Annotated in this window: 23 protein-coding genes and 2 tRNA genes; 21 read left to right on the top strand and 4 right to left on the bottom strand. The window is 42.4% G+C overall.

What is annotated here, in order from left to right:
- Positions 1-61 precede the first annotated feature (61 nt).
- The gene (locus B0O44_RS05705; RefSeq protein WP_110828037.1) at positions 62-1,462 is read left to right on the top strand and encodes an RtcB family protein; all 1,401 of its coding nucleotides are present in this window, start codon (positions 62-64) and stop codon (positions 1,460-1,462) included.
- 27 nt (positions 1,463-1,489) lie between these two features.
- Here B0O44_RS05705 and B0O44_RS05700 read toward each other — a convergent pair whose 3' ends face one another.
- A complete protein-coding gene (locus B0O44_RS05700) occupies positions 1,490-1,963 on the bottom strand; it encodes an Lrp/AsnC ligand binding domain-containing protein (protein ID WP_110828035.1) in 474 nt (157 codons plus the stop codon).
- A 153-nt stretch (positions 1,964-2,116) separates the two neighbouring features.
- Here B0O44_RS05700 and B0O44_RS24935 point away from each other — a divergent pair.
- Positions 2,117-2,224 (top strand) — tRNA-Asp (locus B0O44_RS24935).
- Positions 2,225-2,297: 73 nt separating this feature from the next.
- Positions 2,298-2,441 (top strand) — tRNA-Asp (locus B0O44_RS24930).
- A 61-nt stretch (positions 2,442-2,502) separates the two neighbouring features.
- On the opposite strand, the gene B0O44_RS05690 is transcribed toward B0O44_RS24930, so the two are convergent.
- Positions 2,503-4,080, bottom strand: coding sequence for a TPM domain-containing protein (locus B0O44_RS05690; protein WP_110828031.1), 1,578 nt, complete (start codon positions 4,078-4,080; stop codon positions 2,503-2,505).
- Between the two features lie 57 nt (positions 4,081-4,137).
- Here B0O44_RS05690 and B0O44_RS05685 point away from each other — a divergent pair, with 57 nt between their 5' ends.
- The 5 genes from B0O44_RS05685 to B0O44_RS05665 all read left to right on the top strand — a co-directional run bounded on the left by B0O44_RS05685 (position 4,138) and on the right by B0O44_RS05665 (position 8,712).
- On the top strand, positions 4,138-4,590 hold the full coding sequence (locus tag B0O44_RS05685) for a GNAT family N-acetyltransferase (protein ID WP_110828028.1): 453 nt from the start codon (positions 4,138-4,140) through the stop codon (positions 4,588-4,590).
- Positions 4,591-4,707: 117 nt separating this feature from the next.
- The gene (locus B0O44_RS05680; protein WP_245943602.1) at positions 4,708-5,268 is read left to right on the top strand and encodes an OmpA family protein; all 561 of its coding nucleotides are present in this window, start codon (positions 4,708-4,710) and stop codon (positions 5,266-5,268) included.
- A gap of 434 nt (positions 5,269-5,702) precedes the next feature.
- Positions 5,703-6,041, top strand: coding sequence for a winged helix-turn-helix transcriptional regulator (locus B0O44_RS05675; protein WP_245943601.1), 339 nt, complete (start codon positions 5,703-5,705; stop codon positions 6,039-6,041).
- An 83-nt stretch (positions 6,042-6,124) separates the two neighbouring features.
- On the top strand, positions 6,125-7,981 hold the full coding sequence (locus B0O44_RS05670) for a CocE/NonD family hydrolase (RefSeq protein ID WP_110828026.1): 1,857 nt from the start codon (positions 6,125-6,127) through the stop codon (positions 7,979-7,981).
- 56 nt (positions 7,982-8,037) lie between these two features.
- Positions 8,038-8,712, top strand: a complete 675-nt coding sequence (locus B0O44_RS05665; RefSeq protein ID WP_110828024.1) for a peptidylprolyl isomerase — start codon at positions 8,038-8,040, stop codon at positions 8,710-8,712.
- A 52-nt stretch (positions 8,713-8,764) separates the two neighbouring features.
- On the opposite strand, the gene yiaA is transcribed toward B0O44_RS05665, so the two are convergent.
- A complete protein-coding gene (gene yiaA, locus B0O44_RS05660; protein WP_110828021.1) occupies positions 8,765-9,175 on the bottom strand; it encodes an inner membrane protein YiaA in 411 nt (136 codons plus the stop codon).
- Between the two features lie 183 nt (positions 9,176-9,358).
- On the opposite strand from yiaA, the gene B0O44_RS05655 reads away from it, so the two are divergent.
- The 13 genes from B0O44_RS05655 to B0O44_RS05590 all read left to right on the top strand — a co-directional run bounded on the left by B0O44_RS05655 (position 9,359) and on the right by B0O44_RS05590 (position 21,565).
- Complete coding sequence (locus B0O44_RS05655) at positions 9,359-10,375, top strand: alpha/beta hydrolase (protein WP_110828018.1); 1,017 nt, start codon at positions 9,359-9,361, stop codon at positions 10,373-10,375.
- Positions 10,376-10,416: 41 nt separating this feature from the next.
- Positions 10,417-10,785: a hypothetical protein gene (locus tag B0O44_RS05650; RefSeq protein ID WP_110828016.1), complete on the top strand. Its 369-nt coding sequence runs from the start codon at positions 10,417-10,419 to the stop codon at positions 10,783-10,785.
- A gap of 144 nt (positions 10,786-10,929) precedes the next feature.
- A complete protein-coding gene (locus B0O44_RS05640) occupies positions 10,930-13,236 on the top strand; it encodes a TonB-dependent receptor domain-containing protein (RefSeq protein ID WP_110828012.1) in 2,307 nt (768 codons plus the stop codon).
- A 12-nt stretch (positions 13,237-13,248) separates the two neighbouring features.
- On the top strand, positions 13,249-14,532 hold the full coding sequence (locus B0O44_RS05635) for a sialidase family protein (protein WP_146229777.1): 1,284 nt from the start codon (positions 13,249-13,251) through the stop codon (positions 14,530-14,532).
- Positions 14,533-14,560: 28 nt separating this feature from the next.
- The gene (locus B0O44_RS05630; RefSeq protein WP_110828007.1) at positions 14,561-15,001 is read left to right on the top strand and encodes a GNAT family N-acetyltransferase; all 441 of its coding nucleotides are present in this window, start codon (positions 14,561-14,563) and stop codon (positions 14,999-15,001) included.
- Positions 15,002-15,104: 103 nt separating this feature from the next.
- Entirely contained in the window at positions 15,105-15,554 is a 450-nt protein-coding gene (locus B0O44_RS05625) for a cytochrome B (protein WP_110828004.1), read from the top strand.
- A gap of 226 nt (positions 15,555-15,780) precedes the next feature.
- Positions 15,781-17,187, top strand: a complete 1,407-nt coding sequence (locus tag B0O44_RS05620) for an anthranilate synthase component I family protein (protein WP_110828002.1) — start codon at positions 15,781-15,783, stop codon at positions 17,185-17,187.
- A 12-nt stretch (positions 17,188-17,199) separates the two neighbouring features.
- Positions 17,200-17,784, top strand: a complete 585-nt coding sequence (locus B0O44_RS05615; RefSeq protein ID WP_110827999.1) for an anthranilate synthase component II — start codon at positions 17,200-17,202, stop codon at positions 17,782-17,784.
- Positions 17,768-18,559: an indole-3-glycerol phosphate synthase TrpC gene (trpC, locus tag B0O44_RS05610; RefSeq protein WP_110827997.1), complete on the top strand. Its 792-nt coding sequence runs from the start codon at positions 17,768-17,770 to the stop codon at positions 18,557-18,559. Before B0O44_RS05615 ends, trpC begins: the two co-directional genes overlap by 17 nt.
- A 23-nt stretch (positions 18,560-18,582) precedes the next feature.
- Complete coding sequence (hflX, locus tag B0O44_RS05605) at positions 18,583-19,773, top strand: GTPase HflX (RefSeq protein WP_110827995.1); 1,191 nt, start codon at positions 18,583-18,585, stop codon at positions 19,771-19,773.
- Positions 19,774-19,791: 18 nt separating this feature from the next.
- Complete coding sequence (gene rbfA, locus B0O44_RS05600; protein WP_110827993.1) at positions 19,792-20,166, top strand: 30S ribosome-binding factor RbfA; 375 nt, start codon at positions 19,792-19,794, stop codon at positions 20,164-20,166.
- 27 nt (positions 20,167-20,193) lie between these two features.
- Entirely contained in the window at positions 20,194-20,901 is a 708-nt protein-coding gene (locus tag B0O44_RS05595; RefSeq protein ID WP_110827990.1) for a peptidoglycan DD-metalloendopeptidase family protein, read from the top strand.
- A 16-nt stretch (positions 20,902-20,917) separates the two neighbouring features.
- Positions 20,918-21,565, top strand: a complete 648-nt coding sequence (locus B0O44_RS05590) for an energy transducer TonB (RefSeq protein WP_110827988.1) — start codon at positions 20,918-20,920, stop codon at positions 21,563-21,565.
- A gap of 27 nt (positions 21,566-21,592) precedes the next feature.
- On the opposite strand, the gene B0O44_RS05585 is transcribed toward B0O44_RS05590, so the two are convergent.
- The gene (locus B0O44_RS05585; protein ID WP_245943600.1) at positions 21,593-22,456 is read right to left on the bottom strand and encodes a diacylglycerol/lipid kinase family protein; all 864 of its coding nucleotides are present in this window, start codon (positions 22,454-22,456) and stop codon (positions 21,593-21,595) included.
- Positions 22,457-22,508 lie beyond the last annotated feature (52 nt).

The following is a 22,508-nucleotide window of genomic DNA, read 5'->3' as shown; positions in this document are numbered from 1 at the left end:
TCAATTTTCCATTGGGGATTTCCGGTATAAACACAGACCGGGAAGATAAAAGCATAAAACAATGAGCATTTTAAAAACAAAAGAACTTAGTAAAATAGGTTATACGAATGATAAAGCGAGAAGCCTGGTGATCAATATCATGGCCAGGAACTACAAACACCATTCAAAAAGTGAAATTATAGCGCTACTCCATCAAATCAGGGAATATCCCCAAGATTTTATAGATGACCAGTTCCTGTGCAAGATTGCCGAAACCTTTATGGACAGGCCAAAACCACTTGCTTTTAAGAGCTATTCCCTGCTTCAGGAAACCGGCCAGCTTAAAATTTATGGAGGCCGGGACATTGAGGCCGGGGCAAAGAAACAAATGGAACTTTCTATGTCCCTGCCCGTGGTGCTGCAAGGTGCCTTAATGCCGGATGCACATGCCGGTTATGGGTTGCCTATAGGAGGGGTACTGGCCACAAGAAATGCGGTTATACCCTACGCAGTGGGCGTAGATATTGGTTGCCGGATGGCCATGACCATTATTGATGAAAGCGATAGCTTTTTTAAACGTTACAGTCACCAGATAAAAGTTTCGATGAAACAATTTACACATTTTGGAATGGAAGGAATGCTGGATGTGCAGCCGGAACATGAAATTATGGATAGTCCTGTATTTCATCAGACGGAGCTCTTGAAAAAGCTACAGGGAAAGGCGGCCAGGCAACTCGGTAGTTCTGGTGGCGGAAATCATTTTGTGGAATTTGGAGAACTGGAATTATTTGAAGGGAATTCAATGGGCCTTCCCTCCAAAAAATACCTGGCCCTGTTGAGCCATTCCGGCAGCAGGGCTTTAGGGGCAAATGTGGCGCAGTACTATACCCGGATTGCTATGGAAACCTGTAAGCTGCCAAAACCAGTGTCAAGCCTGGCCTGGCTTGACATGGATACACAGGCAGGTCAGGAATACTGGTTGAGTATGAATCTTGCCGGGGATTATGCAAAAGCCTGTCATGATGTGATTCACTCGAGCCTGCTGAAGTCCCTTGGACTACAGGCGCTGGCAAAAGTAGAAAACCACCATAATTTTGCCTGGAAGGAACTGCTGGAAGACGGCCTTGAGGCGGTGGTACACCGTAAAGGTGCAACGCCTGCCCACCAGGGTGCTATGGGGATCATTCCGGGCAGTATGAGTACTGCTGCTTATCTGGTGAAAGGAAAGGGGGTGGCGGCCTCGCTGAATTCTGCTTCCCATGGTGCAGGAAGGGCCATGAGCAGGCAAAAGGCCCGAAACAGTTCTACGGTTTCTGCTTTAAAGAAAATACTGGGAACAGCGGGGGTTACTTTAATTGGTGGCAGTATTGAAGAACATCCTATGGCTTATAAGGACATTGAGCGGGTCATGCAGGCGCAGACCGCGCTGGTGGATGTAGAGGGTAGGTTTATGCCCAGGATTGTAAGAATGAATAAAGACTGATGGGTAAATTTAAAAAGCAGATTGGACTTACAGTTCAATCTGCCTTCTGATGCTCTCCTCCAATGAAATCAGGGTCTCTGTTCGTTGTATGCCTGGTACGGCCTGTATTTCTTCGTTCAGTACGTGTCTGAGGTGACTGGTATCCCTGCAAATGATTTTGGCAAACATGCTGTATGCACCAGTGGTATAGTGAAGTTCCACAACTTCTTTGATTTGGCTCAGCTGGGCAACTGCATCTTTATATTGGATTCCTTTTTCCAGGTAAATTCCCAGAAAGGCACAAATGTCATATCCGGCTTTTTGGGGGTCAATGATCAGGTGTGAACCCCTGATGATGCCCATTTCCTGTAATTTTTTCATTCTCACGTGAATGGTCCCCCCCGATACGATGAGGTCTTTAGCGATTTCGGTGTAGGGTTTGGTGGCATCCTGCATCAGTTGTTTCAGGATGTCTATATCGAGGTTATCAATTTCTGAATTTTGGCTTTCTTTTTTTATCATGAATTTTTAATTTGATAATGAAATTCAAATATAATTATTGAATTTATAAAAATAAAAATAATTGTTTAAAATATTTGCAACATATTGAGGCTCTTATTACATTTGTATCAAGCAAACGATAAAAAAATAAGTTCTTTAACATTTGCTGCACACTGTAGGGTGGTGGAACTGGCAGACACCCCTCCTTGTCTCGGTGGTGGAGAATATGGAAAACCCGAAAGGGCTAACTACTCCTTGAAGGTTCGACTCCTTCCCCTACAGCTTTTAAACAGTAAGGTAGAAAAAATCAACCTAAACCAAAAACTTACTGTTTAAATGGAGTTCTTAAATATCATGTTGGGTGGTGAAATTGGCAGACACACCTTCTTGTCTCGGTGGTGGGGATCATGGGATAAACACAGTTTATGGGTTGACCACAAATTAATTTTGAACTGCGGCTAACTTCCCCTTGAAGGTTCGACTCCTTCCCCAACAGCCAGTTTTTTTATGAATAATAAGTTAGTTAATTGAGCGGTCCAGGATTGGCCGCTCTTTTTTTGTTACCAGTTGCTGCCTGCTCCGCCTCCCCCAGAATCTCCTCCGCTGCTGGAGGAAGAGCTGTCAGAGGAAGAGCTGCTGCTGTCTGAAAAAGAAGAAGAACTGTCACTGGAACTGGAAATTTGAGGGATAATGAATTTAATACTTTCTTCAAACAGGCAGTTGGCACAGACATAATATTCATAACCATAACCATCATCGGAACTGCTTGCCCGTTTCATTATTTTTCTTTTTTTGAACTCCATGGTCTGGAAATGACATTGGCTGCAGGGTTTTGCTGTTGACTGAAGGTTTTTATAGTCCAGTACCAGGGTCGCATTGCAGAAAGTACAAAGCCATACGTCATAATCTATAGCATCTATCTGTTCTTCAGTAAGCTGTCCTTTAGATAAATAGGCGTCCTCTTTTTTGTCGTCAAGAAGGGTCATTGTACTTTTACAATGATCACAATCCATTGGGTCGTACCGCAATCGTTTTAATCTTTCTGTATAGGTTTCCCAGTATGCTTTCAGAAATGGAAAAGAGAAAAGTTTCAAGACTATTTTTTCCATTGGCTCATGTCTTTCTCTCCAGGCCAGGTATTGTTCATGTCTGCTTTTTTCTTTCAGACTTGCTTTTAGTATTGCCCCTAGAATCAGAAAATGAGCGTTAACAAAGAACCAGAGCAAAAAACAAAGGACAAAAAATGCCCGCAGGTCATAAAAAGACGTTGGATAATATAGATTTAAATAAATGATCAAAGCGGCCGGACCCAGTACCATTAAATAAATGAAGGGATTTAGCCATGCCCGTTTAAATTTGTAAGCGGTCATTTTACGGCCAAGGATAATTGCAAAGATCATGTAAAATACAAAGATCAAAATAGAAAGTAAGCCTCCCGGATTGCCTGAGGGGCCGGTTTTTTCAGTGCTACTGACCGGAGGCTGTACCTGGTTTTCTCCTGAAATGGTAGCTGGTCGGGGGTCGGGACGCATCGCTCCGGGATCCATGACTGGGACCGGGCCGGGAGCGGTTGCCTGATCGGGGAGCGGAGAGACCACCTGGACTTCTGGTTCTGCCGGAGATGAAGCGTTGCCTTTAAGGTGGCTTATGGTCGCGTCGACTCCTTTAAGAACGGCATTGTCGAAATCATTGTTCCTGGCATAGGGAATCATGTAATCTTCCTGGATCCTTCTGCAAATCATGTCCGGAAGACTGCCCTCCAGGCCATAACCGGTTTCAAACTCTATCCTTTTCTGATCTTTTACCATAAAGATCAATAGTCCGTTATTGCTTTTTTGGTCACCTATTTTCCATTTCCTGAAAAGCTCGTGTGCAATGTCTTTTGGAACATTGTCTCCGATACTTTTTACAAACACGACATCAATGTGTGCGGTACCTTCCTGGTCCAGTGCGCTCAGGTCCCTGTTCAGGGTGGATACTGTTGCGTCGGAAAGCAGGTTGTCCGGATTACTGACATAACTTTCTCCAAGGGTTTTGGGATCGGGGATGGTGTCCAGGACCAGCTTGCTGGTTTTGGAAGGTTTGCAGCTCAGGACCAGTAGTGTCAGGCAGAGATAAAAAACAGCAGATTTGATCATGGGTTAAGGTAGATTTATCATAAATATAGATATTTTAGCAAAAAACAATCCAGAGATATGATAGAGCTGATCAGGACAAATTCTATGGACCCGGATTTTAGGGCACTGGTTATTTTATTGGATAAAGATCTTAGGATCAGAGATGGTGAGGACCATGATTTTTATGCGCAATTTAATCGGGTTGATAAAATCAATGAAGTCGTTTTGGCATTTGAAGAAGGGGTTGCCCGGGGTTGCGGAGCCATAAAACCTTTTGGGGAAGGAAAAGTGGAGGTTAAAAGAATGTTTGTGAAGGAAGAGTCAAGAGGCCGGGGAATTGCACTGAAAATACTTTCTGAACTGGAAAAATGGGCGGCAGAAACCGGAGCAGAAAGCTGTGTACTGGAAACAGGAAAAAAGCAGCCTGAAGCGATAAGCCTTTATCAAAAGGCTGGGTACCGTTTTATCCCTAATTACGGGCAATATGAAGGGGTAGAAAACAGCGTTTGTATGATGAAGTCCTTGATCTGAGGATTTAAGAAGGATATATCCTGTTTTTTTGTGATTAAAGAGGTTGGTTTACATAAGTTCTTGTTTTAAAATACGTTATAGTTGCAGTAGTATTTAAATTAATATTAAATATTATTTATGTTTACGAAACAAAAAAACAACAACAAACAAATGAAATCTTTAAAACCTTTTTTAGTATCAGCCGTTCTCGGACTTCTGTCCATTAGCATGTATTCATGTAAGACAAAAAAAATCGTAGCAAAACCAGCGCCTGTAGAAAAAGTAGCTGAAAAACCAGTGGAGGAAAAGAAGCCTGATCCGGCACCGGTACAGGAAGAAAAACCTGCTGCTCCTGAAAAACCAAATTTTAACTTTAACAATGTGCAATTTGAGTTTAATTCAGATGTATTAAAAACGGCATCTTTTTCGATCCTGGACCAGGCTGCAGCAGAAATGAAAAAAGACACGTCCATTAATTTTGTTTTAAATGGAAATTCTTCTGCCGAAGGTACAGTAGAGCACAATATGTCTTTATCCGTTGATCGCGCAAATGCAGTAAAATCTTATCTGGTCAATGCAGGTATAAGTGCATCCCGCTTAAGTATTAAAGGTTTTGGTGCAACCCGCCCCCTGACATCCAATGATACAGAGGCTGGCAGACAGCTCAACAGAAGGGTAGAGGTTAAAGTTGTTCAATAAACGCCCTTAAAATATATTTTGTGAATTATTCCTTTGGCCCAGGAGGTTGTTCTCCGGCCGAAGGAATAATTCCATTTTCTTTTTGGACACCCTGTCCAGCATCAGTGCTTATTCGATTGAGCTTTTCGTATGCTTTTACCCTGTCTTTTCTTTTTCTTGGTTTGCGTAACCAGTACTGTATTGGTGTCTCAGACCCAAAAAGATTTAAATCGAAATGCCTCTTAAATCACTTTAAAATTTGTATTTGTTTTTCTCTTGGGTTTGACTTTTTTATGGGAAAAGAAAGATCTGATTTCAGGCTCGATAAATATAATTTAAGGATTGTGTTAAATTCTTTTGAGCTTTAAAATCTTCATTGTAAATTTAATCCATATAGTTTGTGAAATTCTATATGGTAAAAAAAGAAAGAAAATTGATTATCAGCTATATAAAAAATGAAAATGCCAATTGATCAGGAATATTCTTTTGATATTCCTATTGAACTTGCTTTAAAACACCTCGGTGGGCCCTGGAAAATGCCCATCTTATGGAGGCTGAGTGGAAACATATTAAGGTATGGTCAACTGAAAAAAAATCTGCCTGGCATTACCGATAAAATGCTCGCTGCCCAACTCCGTGAACTGGAGGAAAATGCGCTGATCAGAAGGGTGGTTTATCCGGTCGTTCCTCCAAAAGTGGAGTATTCCTTAACCGAAAAGGGAATCCGTGCAATCCCTGTCATTGAAGTGTTGCTACAGTATGGAGAAGAATTAAGGAAAGAATCGGGAACTTAATCCCTGTGCTGAAAATATTTTTATGGCTATATTCGTGAGGCTTTTGGCGTACTTCACCCGAAAGGCTTAAAAACAAAGCTTTCATGAAAACTCTAACCCTTCTTTTTCTTTTTTTTAGTCTTGGTACTTTTGCCCAGGTTGCTTCGCCGGATGGGGCTTATGTAAAAGAAAATTATCAGAAATATGAATACCAGGTGCCAATGAGGGACGGGAAAAAACTGTTTACTGCGGTTTATGTGCCAAAGGACCAGTCTAAATCTTATCCCTTTATGATGGACCGGACTTGTTATAGCGTGGCGCCTTATGGGGCTGCGAACTACCGTTCTTCCCTGGGTCCTTCTTCTTTATTTTTACGGGACGGCTATATTTTTGTTTACCAGGATGTCCGGGGACGCTGGATGAGTGAAGGGATTTATGAAGAAATGACGCCCGAACTCGAAGAGCACAAAAGCAATAACGATGTTGATGAAGGCACAGATACTTACGATACGATCGACTGGCTGCTTAAAAATATTCCCAATAATAATGGGAAAGTAGGGGTTTGGGGTATTTCCTATCCCGGTTTTTATACCACCACAGCACTGTTGAGCAGACATCCGGCATTGGCTGCGGCATCTCCGCAGGCACCTATTGCAGACCTTTACAGGGACGATGCGTTTCACAACGGAGCATTTATGCTTACGGCCAACTTTGGTTTTTACCCTTCCTTTACCAACAGACAGGACGACAAACCTACCCAAAGACCTGGTAAACGATTTGAGGCAGGAACGAATGATGGTTATGATTTCTTTTTGAAAATGGGTTCTTTACGCAATTCAAATGTCAAATACTACCAGGATAGCATTCGTTTATGGAACGAAATGATGAACCATCCGAATTATGATCAGCACTGGAAGGACAGAAATGTACTTCCTCATTTGCATGACATTAAAACACCTACCCTGGTGACCGGGGGCTGGTATGACGCTGAAGATTTATATGGGGCAATCAATACCTATAAAGTACTTCGGGCTAAAAACCCCTCTACGCCGGTTTATTTTGCAATGGGTCCCTGGGTCCATGGCGGATGGGCAAGGGGCGATGGGGACCATTTGGGTGATGTGGACTTTGGTGGTCCGACCGGACCTTTCTACAGGGAAAAAATTGAATTTGCTTTTTTCAGTCATTATTTGAAAGGGACCTCTCTGGATCTGCCTGCGGTTTCTGTATTTCAAACCGGTTTGAATGCATGGAAAAACTATAAAACCTGGCCACCGGCAGAGGTTAAAGAAAAACGGTTGTATTTTCAGGATGGTGGAAAATTATCCTTTAACCCTCCTGTCCCAAAAAAAGACAGCTACAGTGAGTTCAATTCGGACCCGAATAAACCGGTTCCTTTTATCAACCGGGTGACCATGGATATGGACCGGGATTACATGACAGCAGACCAGCGTTTTGCTTCTGCGATGCCCGATGTGCTTACCTATCAGACAGAGGTGCTTACAGAGGACCTGACCCTGGCGGGGAATATTTGGGCCCATTTGAAGGTTTCAACAACTGGGACTGATGCAGACTGGGTGGTGAAAATTATTGATGTTTATCCCGATACGGCACAAAATAATAAGTGGACAGCAAAACAGGTGCAGATGGCGGGGTATCAGCAAATGGTCCGCAGTGAGGCCATGAGGGGGAAATTCAGAAGAGGTTTTGACCGGCCGGTAGCATTTGTTCCAGGAAGGGTCAGTCCGGTGAATTTTGAGCTTCAGGATGTGCTCCATACTTTTAAAAAAGGTCACCGGCTAATGGTTCAGCTGCAGAGTACCTGGTTTCCGCTCATAGACCGGAACACCCAGCAGTTTCAGGACATTATGAAAGCTCAGGATACAGATTTTAAAGCGTCTGTACATCGTGTGTATACTTCTGCACAGCATCCAAGTCATCTGATGATCAAGGTATTGTAACTATAAAGTATTGACTTGTATTTTTTATATTTGTGATCAAACCGATTAACCGACCAATGAAAAGGATTCTCCTGACTTTATTTTTAACTGTTTCAGCTTTTTGGGTCAATGCACAGACCTCCTTTGTTCGTTTGAAAACCAATAAGGGAAACATTATTCTGATGTTGTATGACCAGACCCCTAAGCACCGGGATATGTTTTTAAAAATGATTGCAGAAGGCGCCTATAAAGAAGCGTTGTTCAACAGGGTGATTAAAGCTTTTGTGAGTCAGGCCGGAGAATTGGATGATACCATCCTGAACCGTGAAAAAGCCCATCCGGAATCTCTAAAGCGTTTTGCTGCCGAAATTAAACCGGGTCTTTTTCATAAAAAGGGTGCATTGGGAGCAGGGAGGGACGATAACCCGGAAAAAGCTTCTTACTTTTCCCAAATCTATCTGGTCGCAGGTAAAAAACAAACGGACGCACAGCTGGATGCCCTGGAGCAAAAGAAAGGAATTCATTTTACCGCAAGACAAAGGGAAATTTACAAAAAGATTGGAGGAACACCTCACCTGGATGGGGATTATACCGTTTTTGGTGAAGTGATTGATGGAATGGAAGTGGCGGATGCCATTAACCAGGTGCCTACTCAAAATGATCTTCCTGTAAGCCCTGTGGTATTTGACGCTCAGGTTCTTTCAAAAAAAGAAGCGTCTAAATACAGGAATATGTATAAAACTGGATTGTAAAAGGGGCTGGTTTTACCAGCCCCTTTTGATTAGATTTTTAAAAATAGCCGATTTAATTGTCCTGAGGGCTCTTGTGATCAGTGGAAATGCTGTCACGGGTGTTCTTCTGAACTGCAATTGCAGAAAAAATGGTCAGTACAAAAGACATGGCATAAAATCCTTTTTCACTAAGGGCCAATGTTGCGTTCCAGAGGCCCACCGTTAAAAGAACCAGGCACAGGATCGTACAGAACCAGCTGATGCTGTAATAAATGCTGGTTACAGGGATGCCTTCGAGGCGGTCGCGGACACATTTCTGTACTGATATGGCCGAAAATACACCAAACATGAGTATGGTGAAATAATATCCTTTTTCGTTTAGCTGCATGGTGGCATTGAATAATCCTATATTGTAAGCGGCAAAGCCTACAATGAGCGCGGCCCAGGAAGCCCCAATAAATGCGTTTGATGGTTTTTGATTCATAGTCAGATGGTCAGAGAAGTATTAGTTTTGTTTAACATTAATTGTAAACAAACTTAATTAAATGATTTTGATATCAAAATTCATTATTATGTATATTGCCCGACAGTAAACTTGACCATTAGGGCAGGGAGGATGAGGGTTAAGTTGTTCTGAATTTACAGTTTAAAAATTTAAAATACGGTTATGCATTGGATTAAACGAATATTTTTAGGTATAGCGGTTTTGCTTGTGTTGCTGGTGGTGGTTTATTTTTTGGGACCAAAACCTTCTGCCCCTTTATATCAGGTAGAGCTGCCTGCTTTACCAGACAGCCTTGCTAAAATAGAGGTTTTACTAAACAATACCGAAAAGAGTCTTCCTTTGAAACCTGATAACCAGGCCAGAATTGTTTGGGCAGACAGTACAAATAAAACACAAACTGAATATGCGGTGGTCTATTTACATGGCTTTACAGCAAGTCAGGGGGAGGGAGATCCGGTTCACCGGAATTTTGCAAAGAAATTTGGATGTAATTTATATTTGGCCAGGCTGGCAGGACATGGATTGAAAGGGCCAGACGCCATGCTGGATTTTACCGTAGATAATTTATGGGCTTCGGCAAAGGAAGCCTATTCCATAGGAAAAAAATTGGGTAAAAAGGTGATCCTGGTGGGTACATCCACGGGAGGGACCCTGGCTTTAAAATTGGCAGAAACTTATCCTGAAATTTATGGTTTAATTTTGTATTCTCCTAATATAGAGATCAATAACGATAAAGCCTGGTTGATGAATAATCCCTGGGGCTTACAGATTACCCGAGCTGTAATGGGTGGTCAGTATTCAAAAAAAACAACAGATACAGATCCAAAAGTATTGCAATATTGGTACAACCAGTACCGTCTGGAAGCTTTACCTCAGTTACAGGAGCTTTTGGAAACATCCAACACTGCTGAAGCTTTTGCAAAAATAAAGCAACCGGTGCTGATGCTTTATTATTATAAAGATGAAACCCACCAGGATGCCACAGCAAAGGTTTCCGGAATGCTCAGGATGTTTGATGAACTGGGCACGCCAGCAAAGTTGAAACAGAAAAAAGCCATTCCGGATGCGGGTAACCATGTTATTGCTTCTCCATTGCTTTCTAAGGATGTCGCAGCCGTTGAAAAAGAGACTGAAAATTTTGCCATACATACCCTTGGCATGAAGGCTTTAAAAAATTGATCTTGCAGAATAAGATCTAAGCCTTACCTTTGCGCCCGGATATGTTCAGGAGCCTGATTGCCTTTTCTTTAATTTTTTTCCTGCTGGGCGCTAATTTTAGCCGCTTCTTTATCTATGCTGGTTTTGAGTTGAACAGAAATTACATCGCATCCACACTTTGTGAAAACAGGGATAAGCCTATGCTGCATTGCAATGGAAAATGTTACCTGATGAAAAAACTCAAACAGGCTGAAGAAAAAGAAAAGGGCCAGAACCGGGCATCCCAAAAGAATCAATTTCAGGAGGCCCTGATTGTACAGAAAACCAAATTTGATTTTTCAATACAATTGCCGAAAGTACTAAGGCCCTCAGAACTTCCTTTCGCACTCCCACTTCATTCATCTTCTATTTTTCATCCTCCGCAAGTCTGATTTCATGACCCAAGGGTTTGTTATGCCCTGATTTAAATGAAACAGTGTTGTCCCTGTGGTTTATCTTTTTGAAGATGATCCATAGGACTAAACGGATTTGCCTGGCATTGACCGCCAGGGCATTTTTATAAAATTTTACCGATAATGAAGTCATTAAGATATCTAATGTTATCTATTGGCCTACTCCTGTTTTTTATACAGGTGAAGGCACAAAACCGCCTTTTTAAAGGCCATATTTACGATTCTCAAACTAGGCAGCCCTTGGCTGGGGTTATTATAGTCAATTCAGACGGACAGACCATTGCCAAATCTGATGTTAAAGGTTATTTCGAACTGGGAACAAGTTCTGCTGAAGGACAGGTGAAAGCCAGCTTGAGGGGCTACAAATTTCAATTGATTAAGCTTCGGGCGGACGAAAGCGAACTGAACGTTCAGATGGAAGCTGACGCTGTCAGCTTAAATGAAGTCAGGGTGGAAAGTTACAATGGCAATAAGACCAATAAGGAAACTGCCGGAGGAATTGCCCTGATTACTGCCAGAGATATTAACCGTGGAAATGCAGTTTCTTTCCAATCTGCATTAAATGGGATTCCGGGCGTCCGCATGGACCAGAGTACGCTGTCCGAAGCCAGGATCTCTATTCGTGGTAATGGGGTCAGGGCTTCTTATGGCATACGGAACGTCAAAATTTACCTCAATGAAATTCCTGTTACCGAGGCCGATGGAACCACCAGAATTGAAGCCCTGGATGTCAATTCTATTGGCCGGGCGGAAGTGATTAAAGGTCCGGCTTCCAGCATTTATGGCGCAGGTACCGCAGGGGTCATTAATTTTCAATTGCAACGCTCCCCTTATCAGGAACAAAGCCTGGAGGCATCCGGGCTCATTGGGGCAAATGGATTACACCGTCTTGCAACCACCTACAGGAGCGGAGGAGATAAAGTAAATAGCTATGTCTCTTATGGCTGGCAGGAATATAATGGCTATAGGGAGCACAGTACAGACATGAGGCGTTTTCTGACGGGTAACTTCCAGCTTTTTCCAAGTGATAAAAGGATCATTACCCTTTTGATCAACAGGACAACCCAGCATTCACAGATTCCGGGTTCGCTGACCCTGGACCAGGTCAATACAAATCCATTGCAGGCCAATGCCACTAATTTGGATAAGGCTGCGGGCAGGTATCAGAACTGGACCAGGATAGGTCTGGGGCAGCAGTACCGTTTTAACGATCAATTTTCAAATACAACCAGTGTCTTTACCTATTTTTATGACCTGAACCATCCGCTTCCTTATGCTTATATCCGAAATTATTATCAGAGTTATGGCGGCCGCACCCGTTTTAGTTATGACCCGGAATTTAAAACCCTGCCAACCAGGTTTACCATCGGGGCAGAGTTTAACGAAGGATTGACCAAGGGAACCCAGTATGTGAATAACCATGGAACCGAAGGCGCTGTCAATTCAAATGTTGATTACCAGAACACACAGTATTCCCTGTTTTATCAATCGGAGACTGCACTAGGCCCTAAAACAACCTTGACCCTGGGATTGAGCTATAACAGCCTGCGCTATGATGTGAAGGATTATTTAAAGCAGAATCAGAGCGGGCTTAAAAAATTCGACCCGCAGGCCAGTCCCCGTATTGCTTTGAGTCATAACTTTAGTGATGCCTTAAGCCTTCATGCCAGTGTAAGTTCTGGCTTTTCTCCGCCCTCGAGTTCAGAGATCAAAAATGTAGATGGTTCTATTAACCCTACTTTACAGGCAGAAAAAGCCCTGAATTATGAACTTAATGCAAAGGGAAATTTGCTGAAATCGCGTTTGGAGTACGATCTTGCTTTATTTAAAATGGATATGAAAGGGGAGCTGATTGGCCAGTCTGTCCAGCAGGGAATTACGATTTATAACAATGCAGGAAAAACCAGTCACAATGGAGCAGAATTGTCCTTGTCCTATCAATTGCTCAAAGCCGAAGACCAGCAGCAGATTTTAAGCCTTCGGCCTTTTGTGGCGGTGACTTATTCAGATTTTAAATTTAAAGATTATAAGATTCTAAATGCACAAAATCAGGTGACTGCAACTTACGATGGTCATCAGTTAACTGGTATTGCGCCCTGGGTATTTAATGCCGGACTGGACCTTGAGACCCGGAGCGGGGTGTATTTTTATGGCAGTTATTTTTACAGCGATGCCTTGCCTTTAAATGATGCCAATTCTGCTTTTAATCCTTCATATCAGGTACTAAATGCAAAAATAGGCTATAAAAAAATGTTGCTTAAGTGCCTGGAAGCAAATGTTTATGGAGGGTTGGACAATATTCTGAATAAGAGCTATAGTTCTATTGTTTCTTTGAATGCAGTTGGTTATGGGGGTGCTCAGCCAGCTTATTTTAACCCTTCCCCGAAACGAAACGGTTATGCGGGTTTAAATCTTAAATATATTTTCTAAATAATGATGACCATGAATAAGACTTTATTTATGCTTCTTTCCGGGCTTTTACTGTTTTGCAGTTGTTCAAAAAAGCCCGCTGAGCCCCTTGCTTCTGTTTTGAAAATGGAAGGAATTTCTGCTGTCGGACCTTATCTGACAAAGGACAATAAAGGAAATCCGGTTTTGTGCTGGACAGAACAGGATGCTAAAGATTCCCTGTACAGGTTAAAATATGCTGTTTACAATAGAAAAACGGAGGCTTTTAATGCCGTGGTGACTGTTGCTGCCTCGGCTGGAAGCAGTACCTCTGCTGAAAGCATGGGGAAAATCGCTTTTAAGGCAGATGGAATGGTTATGGCAGTTTTTGCAAAGCGTTTTCCAAAAGAAAAGAATCCTTATGCAGGTGCAATTTATTATAGCTTTTCGGCTGATGATGGTAAAAACTGGTCCAAAGCGCAGTTTTTACATTCGGATACTTCGCATGCTTACGGAAGAAGTTTTTTTGATGTAAGCACTTTAAAAGACGGGGAACTGGCAGCCATTTGGCTGGATGGCCGTTATGGCAAGAGTATAAAAGGTTCGGCCTTGTTTTTTAGCCGGACAGAAAAAGGAAAAGGCTTTGGTCTGGATACCTGTCTGGATAAAGGTACCTGTGAATGCTGCCGGACGGATATACTCTGCGACCAGTCTGGAAACATCCATTTGGCTTACAGAAGTATACAATTCCCTTCTGCACTGTCGGGCAAACAGGTCAGGGATATGGTGTATAAAATTTCCACAGATAATGGTAAAACATTCAGTGCCGCAAAAACCATTAGTAAGGACAATTGGGAGATTGAAGGCTGCCCACATTCTGGGCCCAGTCTGGCAGAAAGTAAAAATGGAATAAATGCCCTTTGGTTTACCGCTGGCGGGCATCCAGGTTTGTACTTTACGACAGCACCACAAGGAGCCGATTTCCGTGGCCGTCAGTTAATGACTGCCCAGGGCAGGCATCCACAAATGGTTGCCCTGACAGATGGCCGTTTGGCAGCCGTTTGTGAAGAAAGCACCGGGGGAGCGGAAAGCGCGATGCAGCATATGAACCATTCCGGAGGGAAAATGAGTATGGCGATGATGCCGGCTGCACCTGCAAAAATCGTGTTGAGAATTTTAGGAGGGCCTGTGGTATTGCCTTCTGTAAATATCAGCAACGGACAATATGCAGATCACCATGCAGTGCTCAGTGATCTGGATAAAGATGTACTGGTGGCCTGGATACGGGATAGCCATGGCCGCTCGGAAATTTGTTATTCGAAAATAAATATAAATTAATAACTAGTTTTGGGGTTTTAATATAACAATGATGTATTTTTCAGCAGAAATCCCCGAACAGGACTACCCCGAATTGGTGAGTTTATGGGAGGCCTCGGTACGGGCCACCCATCACTTTTTAAAAGAATCTGATATCGCATTTTACAAATCTTTAATTCTTGGTGGTTACCTGCAGGAGGTTGCGCTGTGCTGTATGCGAAATGAGTCTGGCCGAATGATGGGCTTTTCGGGGACAGCAGAGGGAAAACTGGAAATGTTATTTGTTCATCCGGATTACAGAAATGAAGGGGTTGGTAAAAAATTATTACTGCATGCGATTGAAAATCAGGGTGTAAATCTGGTGGATGTCAATGAGGATAATGTGGAGGCCGCAGGTTTCTATGCGCACTTCGGATTCAAAACGATTGGACGTTCGGCATTGGACGGTGCGGGAAATCCATATCCGATATTGCATATGGAATTACAATAGTGGCCTGCTTAGGGGATCAATTCATAATGATTTTAAATTTCATTTATGAAGACACCCTTTTATAAAAAAGAAAGTAATTCATTAAGTTTGAAAGAAAAAAATTATGGGATTTAGTGAAATATTAAAAAGTGCGCACTCTGGCTGGCGTTATCTGGTATTGGTTCTGTTGCTGCTTGCCATCGCAAATGCTTTTTCAGGATGGCTGGGTAAAAAACCTTATACTGAAGGGAACAGAAAACTCAATGTTTTTACCCTGATCAGTGCACATATACAACTGGTTCTTGGATTGGCGTTATATTTTATGAACAACTGGTACAAAGTGGACAGTTCCATACCCATGGGGCGCTACTGGAAAATGGAGCACATCAGTATGATGATTTTTGCCATAATACTGATTACCGTGGGCAATGCGCGTTCAAAAAGATTTGACAGCGCGGTGGCTAAACATAAAACCATAGCCATTTATTTTACCCTTGCCCTGCTGGTAATAGTGGCGGCTATTTATACGATGACCAAGGCAGATCCTTCCCGTTCTTTATTTGGTATATCTTAATTTTTTGAAAAACATTTTGCATTATAAGATTTATTTATATTTTTGTTGCTCATGATCAACAATATACATACTTGGCAATGGCGTGGTAATTCTGAAAAGAGTTTCGTCGCTGCTTTGTGTACCTTATAGTTTATCAACCTAAACCAAACCACATTTCTAACCCGACGTTACACAACGTCGGGTTTTTTTGTGTTTGAGCGTTTTTTAAATATTTAAAATAAAATAGATGGAAGAAAAAATCATCGTCCGTACTACCTTTAAAAAGAGGCTTGCCGATACCACAACTCCTGTGAGTATCTACCTTAGGCTCAGGGATGTATTTCCAAATACCATTTTACTGGAAAGCTCCGACTACCACAGCCGGGAAAATTCGGTAAGTTATGTTTGTGCTGATCCTGTAGCTGGTATTTTGCTAAAAGAAGGCCTGTTGTCTTCCTATTTCCCGAATGGAATAAAGGAAAGTAAAACGCAGTTCGACCTCCTTGAGGAGATCCAGGCCTTCAAATCCAGATTTAAACATGAACAGGCACAGCAGCAGCGTTACATTTCCTCGGGTCTGTTTGGTTATTTTACCTGGAATGCAGTGGAGCATTTTGAAGACATTTCTTTTAAGGCCCAAACCCCGGAAGAAGACCGTATTCCTTTAATGCAATACCATGTATACCGGTATATTATTGCGATTGACCATTTCCGCAACGAGGTGACCTTGTTTAACAACAGTTTTGACGGAACAGAAAATACCGATCTGGAAAAAATCGAATACCTCATCCAGAATAAAAATTTCCCTGAATATAGTTTCAAAAAGGAAGGCGCAGAAAGCTCTAACCTGACTGATGAGCAGTTTATGCAAATTGTGGTGAAAATGCAGGAGCATATTTTAAGGGGAGATGTTTTTCAAATTGTGCCCTCCAGGGCATTTAAACAGCATTTTACGGGAGATGAATTTAATGTGTACCGCTGTCTGCGTTCTATTAATCCTTCTCCCTACCTTTTTTATTTTGATTATGGTGATTTTAAACTTTTTGGTTCTTCTCCGGAGGCACAGATTACAATTAAAAACGGAACGGCCAATATTTTTCCCATAGCGGGGACCTTTAAACGGACAGGAAATGACGAGGAAGATGCAGAAATTGCCAGAAGACTGGAACAGGATCCCAAAGAAAGTGCCGAGCATGTTATGCTCGTAGATCTGGCCAGAAATGATTTGAGCAGGCATTGTAAAGAGGTAGAAGTCAAATCATTTAAAGAAGTACAGTATTATTCCCATTTGATCCATTTGGTTTCCAAAGTGAGCGGCCGTTTACAGGACCAGACTGCTGCCTTTAAAATTGTAGCAGACACCTATCCTGCCGGAACCCTGAGTGGTGCCCCGAAATATAAGGCCATGCAGCTGATTGACCAGTACGAAGGTCTTGCGCGTAATTTTTATGCAGGGGCCATTGGTTATATGAGTTTTGATGAAAGCTTTAATCATGCCATTATGATCAGGACTTTTATGAGTAAAAACAATGCACTTCATTATCGGGCAGGAGCGGGAATTGTGATAGATTCTGTTCCGGAAAGTGAACTCAATGAAGTGAATAGTAAAATTGCGGCCTTGCGTAAGGCGATGGAAATGGCTGAAAGTATTTAATTGATAAAGAATATGCAAAAGAAAGTATTGGTGATAGATAACTATGATTCCTTTACGTATAACCTGGTTCATCTGATTAATGAACTGAATTATGAGGCAGTGGTTTGGAGAAATGATAAATTTAACCTGGCCGATGTAGAAGCTTACCATAAGGTGCTTTTGTCGCCAGGGCCGGGTTTACCGGAGGAATCTGGTTTGCTAATGGAGGTGATTAAAACTTATGCGGCTACAAAAAGTATATTTGGAGTATGTTTGGGACAGCAGGCTATTGCGCAGGCCTTTGGTGGAAAACTTTTAAATCTGGGAAGACCTATGCATGGAATTGCAACACCCATTACGGTATTGGATGAAAAAGAACTGACATTTAAAGACTGTCCCCAGACCATTAATGTAGGTCGTTACCACTCCTGGGTGGTGGATACAGCAGGCTTGCCGGATTGTTTTCAGGTCACAGCAAAAGATCAACAAGGACAGATTATGGCCATCAGACATAAGGATCTGGATGTAAGAGGGGTGCAGTTCCATCCCGAAAGTGTATTGACTGAATATGGTAAACAAATGATAAAAAACTGGTTAGAAGATGAATATTCTGGATAAGATCGTTTTACGAAAACGTGAAGAAGTTGAACACGCAAAACTAAATGTCCCTGCCAGGCTGCTTGAATCTGCAGCTTCCTTCGGGAGGGCCACACATTCTTTCCGGGATTTTTTACTGGACGGACAGCGGAACGGGATCATTGCCGAGTTCAAAAGGAGATCCCCGTCCAAAGGTGTAATTAATGACCAGGTAAAAGTCGAAACGGTTACTGCAGCTTATGCTGCTGCGGGCGCTTCTGCTTTATCTGTGCTAACGGACAGGGATTTTTTTGGAGGAAGTCCGGATGACCTGGTCAAAGCGAGGTCAGTCAATCAGATTCCTGTTTTAAGAAAAGATTTTATCATTGATGAATATCAGCTTCTGGAGGCCAAAGCCTGGGGAGCAGATGTTATTTTGCTGATCGCAGCTATTTTGACACCCGGGGAAATCCGTTCACTGGCCGGTTTTGCAAAAAGACTGGGTCTGAATGTACTTATGGAAGTGCACAACCTGGAAGAATTGCAACGGAGTGTTTGTCCTGAACTGGATGCAATTGGGGTAAATAACAGGAACCTGGGTGATTTTTCTGTGAATATTCAGACCTCTTTTGATCTTGCAGATCAGATCCCTGATGATTTTGTGAAGATATCTGAAAGTGCAATTAGCGATGTGGAAACGATAAGGCGCTTGAAATCAGTTGGTTTTAAAGGTTTTCTGATTGGGGAGAATTTTATGAAAACAGGAGACCCCGGCCAGGCCATACGTCAGTTTGCCAGGGATTTAATCTCGGTATAACTTTTGTATCTTTGCAAAGATACATGGGAAAACAAAAATTTTATGACACCGCACTTAAACAGGAACGCGCCGTTCTTGTGGGTGTAATCAGACCAGGGGAGAGTCCCGAAGAAACCAAAGAATATTTGGACGAACTGGCTTTTTTGGTGGATACTGCAGGAGGAAAGGTAGAGCAGGTGTTTACACAAAAAATGCTCAGGCCGGAACGTGCCACCTTCGTAGGAACTGGTAAACTGGAAGAAATACAGGCTTATGTAAAGTCTGAAGAGATAGATATGGTGGTGTTTGATGATGAACTTTCACCTTCTCAGCTCAGGAACATTGAAAGGGAACTTCAGGTGAAGATTCTGGACAGAAGTAATCTGATTCTGGATATTTTTGCCGGAAGAGCACAAACCGCCCAGGCGAAAACCCAGGTTGAACTGGCGCAGCTACAATATTTGTTGCCACGCTTGACCCGTTTATGGACCCACCTGGAACGTCAAAAAGGGGGTATCGGTATGCGTGGCCCGGGGGAAACCCAGATCGAGAGTGACAGAAGGATGATCCTGGAAAAGATCTCTTTACTGAAAAACCGCCTGAAACTGATCGACAAACAAAATGAGACCCAAAGAAAGAATAGGGGGCAGCTGATTCGTGTGGCACTGGTGGGTTATACCAATGTTGGTAAATCAACGATCATGAATATGCTGAGCAAGTCAGAGGTATTTGCAGAAAATAAACTATTTGCAACCCTGGATACAACTGTCAGGAAAGTGGTGATCGATAATCTTCCTTTTTTGCTGTCAGATACTGTAGGTTTTATCCGGAAACTGCCACACCACCTGGTGGAATGCTTTAAATCCACATTGGATGAGGTTAGGGAAGCAGACATACTTATCCATGTGGTGGATGTTTCGCACAGCAGTTTTGAAGACCAGATCCATGTGGTTAACGAAACACTCAAGGACCTTGGAGCAAGAGATAAAGAAACCATTATGGTGTTCAATAAGATTGACGCCTATGTGAGCCCTGAAATTGCAGAAACAGAGGAGGAAAAATCTCCCTTTACCCTTGCCGAATTTAAAAAGAGCTGGATGGCACATCATAATGCCCCTGCCTTATTTATTTCAGCGCTACACAAAGAAAATCTGGAAGAATTTAAACAATTACTTTATGATAAGGTAATTGAGCTTCACACGCAGCGTTATCCTTATGATAAGCTGTTATATTAACATTTAGATCAGGACGATATGGAAAGTAAACGACAACAGAAATTTGCAGGCGTGCTGCAGGAAGAGCTTGCAGCAATTTTTCAACGGGAAGGAGCGGCTTATTTGCCAAATACACTGGTGACCATAACCAAAGTCAGGGTTTCTTCTGATCTTGCTGTAGCAAAGGTTTATCTGAGCTTTTTAAACACAAACAATACCTCTTTATCGGTGGCAACCGTAAATGCTCATGCAGGAGAAATCCGTTATAAGCTGGGCTCAAGGATCCGCCATCAGGCAAGAATTGTCCCAACACTTAGTTTTTTTGTTGATGATACAAATGAGTATGTGGAGCATATGGATAAAATCTTTGACAAGATTTCCAAAGACAGAAAAGATACGGATCAGGAAGGGTAACCTCTGTTGAACAATACACATTAACGCATGACCCTTACAGAGAAGTTTGAAAATTACTTCAATAGAAATGATGTTTTGGTGGGTAAAGTAGTGGATTTTGAGGAGTTTGAGGATGAGCTTTACCCATTTGATTTTACAGCGAACAATACAGATCTGAATGCCGAACTTGTTGCAGATACGGATCTGTTCTCTGCCTGGGTAAGACAGAAACTCAGTTCAGCGCATTGCAGATATGGTATTGGTGGTTATAATGAACATCGGACCATTTATGCCAGAAGTGCCCGGTTTGATGGAACTGAAGAACCGAGGCGGCTTCATCTGGGCGTAGACATCTGGGGACCCGCCGGTACACCTGTTTATAACTTTCATGAAGCGGAGGTACATAGTTTTAAGTTCAATAATTTTTTTGGGGATTATGGAGCGACCGTTATACTCAAATACTTGCTGGATGATCTGGCCGTTTATGGATTGTACGGTCATCTGAGTTTAAAGTCGTTGGAAGGACTTGAGGAAGGAAAACTGATCAGAAAGGGAGAGCTTTTTGCCTGGTTTGGAGCGCCCGAAGAAAATGGCCACTGGCCACCGCACCTTCATTTTCAGCTGATGTTCAGTATGAAAGGACTAAAAGGGGATTACCCAGGGGTTTGCCGTTTTTCGGAAAGGGAACCCTACCTGACCAATAGCCCTGATCCGGGATTTATATTAAAACATACTTTTAAATCAAAACAGATTTAAATTCGTAAATTAGGGTATGGGACGGTTATTTTTTGTATCGCTGTTTATCGGATTTTCCGCTGCTGCCCAGCCCTCAATTAAAGGGGGCCTGGAAACCTTTATAAAAGACAATACAGTTTATCCCCCTTATTCTTTAGCCAATTGTATTCAGGGAACAGTTAGGGTTGGTTTTAAACTGAATAAAGCCGGAGAAGTGTTTTTTTCTGCGGTCAAATCCGGAATAGGAACAGATCTGGACGATGAGGCCCTGCGTTTGATCCGGATGAGCAGTGGACATTGGATTGTCCCTGAAGGCACCGATACGGCAGCCTTGTTGCTGGTGCCAGTAAATTTTAAACTGGAAGGTTATAACTGCGAGTATAAAAACAAAGCAGAAATTCAGCGGGCGATTATTGCGTACAAAGCAAGCGAAGGGATGAGTAATGTGATCCAGAATTTCTATAAAAACAAGGAAAAGGGCAATTACAATAAAGAGGAAGAGCCAAAAATGGTTGCATTGAGAGCTGAATTGGGCTATACGGAAGATTTTATGCAGCAGAAAATTAAAGATGCAATGAAAAAACTAAAACAAAAAGATAAGCAAGGCGCTTGTGAGGATCTTTTGTTTGTCAAAAATATGGGTTTTGACCTTGCAGATGAACTGTTGAAAAAGTACTGCAACTGATCCTCCCTGGCTGAAAAATAGTATTTCTTAAAAAATGATCTGGATGGCTGCAGGAATAATCTCAGCCTCTATTTGCCTGGTTTTTCCAAGATACTCTCCATCCACTTGGAAATGGGCTTTGTATCTGGTCCTGATTTTCAGTTTCCTGGTTTGAAAAACCTGGATCTTTTCAGGATCAAAAGCCAGATTGGTGAAGCGGATTTTCAGAATTTCCATAACAGCATATTCCCTGATTAGTATGACTTCGAAAAGTTCGTCACTGAGCTGGCCTGCCGGATTGATTTTTACACCCGTACCATACATGGTGGCATTCGCAATGACAACCATGGCCGCTTTTGAACGGATTTCTTTTGCCTGGGTACTAATAAAGACATCCATCTTATAATGACGCCAAAGGGCCTGCCATGCTGCTTTTGCATAGGCCCACATCCCCCTTTGGGGAAGGTCATCAAATTTTTTAACCACATAAGCATTAAAACCAATATCCGACAGATGGACGCAAAGTGCTCCGTTGATCCTGATGGCATGAATGGTTTTTGCAGATCCGTAAAGGGCCAGTTCCAGCGCCCGCTGGAAATCCGTAGGTATGCCGAGTTCTTTGGCCATTCCGTTTGCCGAACCCGCAGGAATCAGGCCAATGGCTGTACCGCTTTTTAAAAGGCATTCAGCGACGAGTTTTAGTGTCCCGTCTCCTCCGGCGGCAATGACCCGCCCTGCACGGGACTTGGAAATCAACTCTTTTATTTTGCCGACGGTGTCGTTTTTTTGCAATTCAAAAATCTCGAATGAATGTTTTTGTACGGCGGGGTTTTGACGGATCATTGCACTTAAATCCATTTTATGGTTACCCGCACCGGGATTTACAATAAAGAGTAATTTATGTGCGCTCATCTGATCATTCATCTATGAGCACAAACAACCTGTCCCTTACACTGTTTTAATT

The organism is Pedobacter nutrimenti (assembly GCF_003208655.1).
Taxonomy (GTDB): domain Bacteria; phylum Bacteroidota; class Bacteroidia; order Sphingobacteriales; family Sphingobacteriaceae; genus Pedobacter; species Pedobacter nutrimenti.
This window is presented reverse-complemented; position numbering and strand designations above follow the sequence as displayed.

Excerpts from the sequence above, each read along its gene's own strand:
- B0O44_RS05705 (WP_110828037.1), top strand. The coding sequence starts at position 62 with ATGAGCATTTTAAAAACAAAAGAACTTAGTAAAATAGGTTATACGAAT.
- B0O44_RS05700 (WP_110828035.1), bottom strand. The coding sequence starts at position 1,963 with ATGATAAAAAAAGAAAGCCAAAATTCAGAAATTGATAACCTCGATATA.
- B0O44_RS05690 (WP_110828031.1), bottom strand. The coding sequence starts at position 4,080 with ATGATCAAATCTGCTGTTTTTTATCTCTGCCTGACACTACTGGTCCTG.
- B0O44_RS05685 (WP_110828028.1), top strand. The coding sequence starts at position 4,138 with ATGATAGAGCTGATCAGGACAAATTCTATGGACCCGGATTTTAGGGCA.
- B0O44_RS05680 (WP_245943602.1), top strand. The coding sequence starts at position 4,708 with ATGTTTACGAAACAAAAAAACAACAACAAACAAATGAAATCTTTAAAA.
- B0O44_RS05675 (WP_245943601.1), top strand. The coding sequence starts at position 5,703 with ATGAAAATGCCAATTGATCAGGAATATTCTTTTGATATTCCTATTGAA.
- B0O44_RS05670 (WP_110828026.1), top strand. The coding sequence starts at position 6,125 with ATGAAAACTCTAACCCTTCTTTTTCTTTTTTTTAGTCTTGGTACTTTT.
- B0O44_RS05665 (WP_110828024.1), top strand. The coding sequence starts at position 8,038 with ATGAAAAGGATTCTCCTGACTTTATTTTTAACTGTTTCAGCTTTTTGG.
- yiaA (WP_110828021.1), bottom strand. The coding sequence starts at position 9,175 with ATGAATCAAAAACCATCAAACGCATTTATTGGGGCTTCCTGGGCCGCG.
- B0O44_RS05655 (WP_110828018.1), top strand. The coding sequence starts at position 9,359 with ATGCATTGGATTAAACGAATATTTTTAGGTATAGCGGTTTTGCTTGTG.
- B0O44_RS05650 (WP_110828016.1), top strand. The coding sequence starts at position 10,417 with ATGTTCAGGAGCCTGATTGCCTTTTCTTTAATTTTTTTCCTGCTGGGC.
- B0O44_RS05640 (WP_110828012.1), top strand. The coding sequence starts at position 10,930 with ATGAAGTCATTAAGATATCTAATGTTATCTATTGGCCTACTCCTGTTT.
- B0O44_RS05635 (WP_146229777.1), top strand. The coding sequence starts at position 13,249 with ATGAATAAGACTTTATTTATGCTTCTTTCCGGGCTTTTACTGTTTTGC.
- B0O44_RS05630 (WP_110828007.1), top strand. The coding sequence starts at position 14,561 with ATGATGTATTTTTCAGCAGAAATCCCCGAACAGGACTACCCCGAATTG.
- B0O44_RS05625 (WP_110828004.1), top strand. The coding sequence starts at position 15,105 with ATGGGATTTAGTGAAATATTAAAAAGTGCGCACTCTGGCTGGCGTTAT.
- B0O44_RS05620 (WP_110828002.1), top strand. The coding sequence starts at position 15,781 with ATGGAAGAAAAAATCATCGTCCGTACTACCTTTAAAAAGAGGCTTGCC.
- B0O44_RS05615 (WP_110827999.1), top strand. The coding sequence starts at position 17,200 with ATGCAAAAGAAAGTATTGGTGATAGATAACTATGATTCCTTTACGTAT.
- trpC (WP_110827997.1), top strand. The coding sequence starts at position 17,768 with ATGAATATTCTGGATAAGATCGTTTTACGAAAACGTGAAGAAGTTGAA.
- hflX (WP_110827995.1), top strand. The coding sequence starts at position 18,583 with ATGGGAAAACAAAAATTTTATGACACCGCACTTAAACAGGAACGCGCC.
- rbfA (WP_110827993.1), top strand. The coding sequence starts at position 19,792 with ATGGAAAGTAAACGACAACAGAAATTTGCAGGCGTGCTGCAGGAAGAG.
- B0O44_RS05595 (WP_110827990.1), top strand. The coding sequence starts at position 20,194 with ATGACCCTTACAGAGAAGTTTGAAAATTACTTCAATAGAAATGATGTT.
- B0O44_RS05590 (WP_110827988.1), top strand. The coding sequence starts at position 20,918 with ATGGGACGGTTATTTTTTGTATCGCTGTTTATCGGATTTTCCGCTGCT.
- B0O44_RS05585 (WP_245943600.1), bottom strand. The coding sequence starts at position 22,456 with ATGAGCGCACATAAATTACTCTTTATTGTAAATCCCGGTGCGGGTAAC.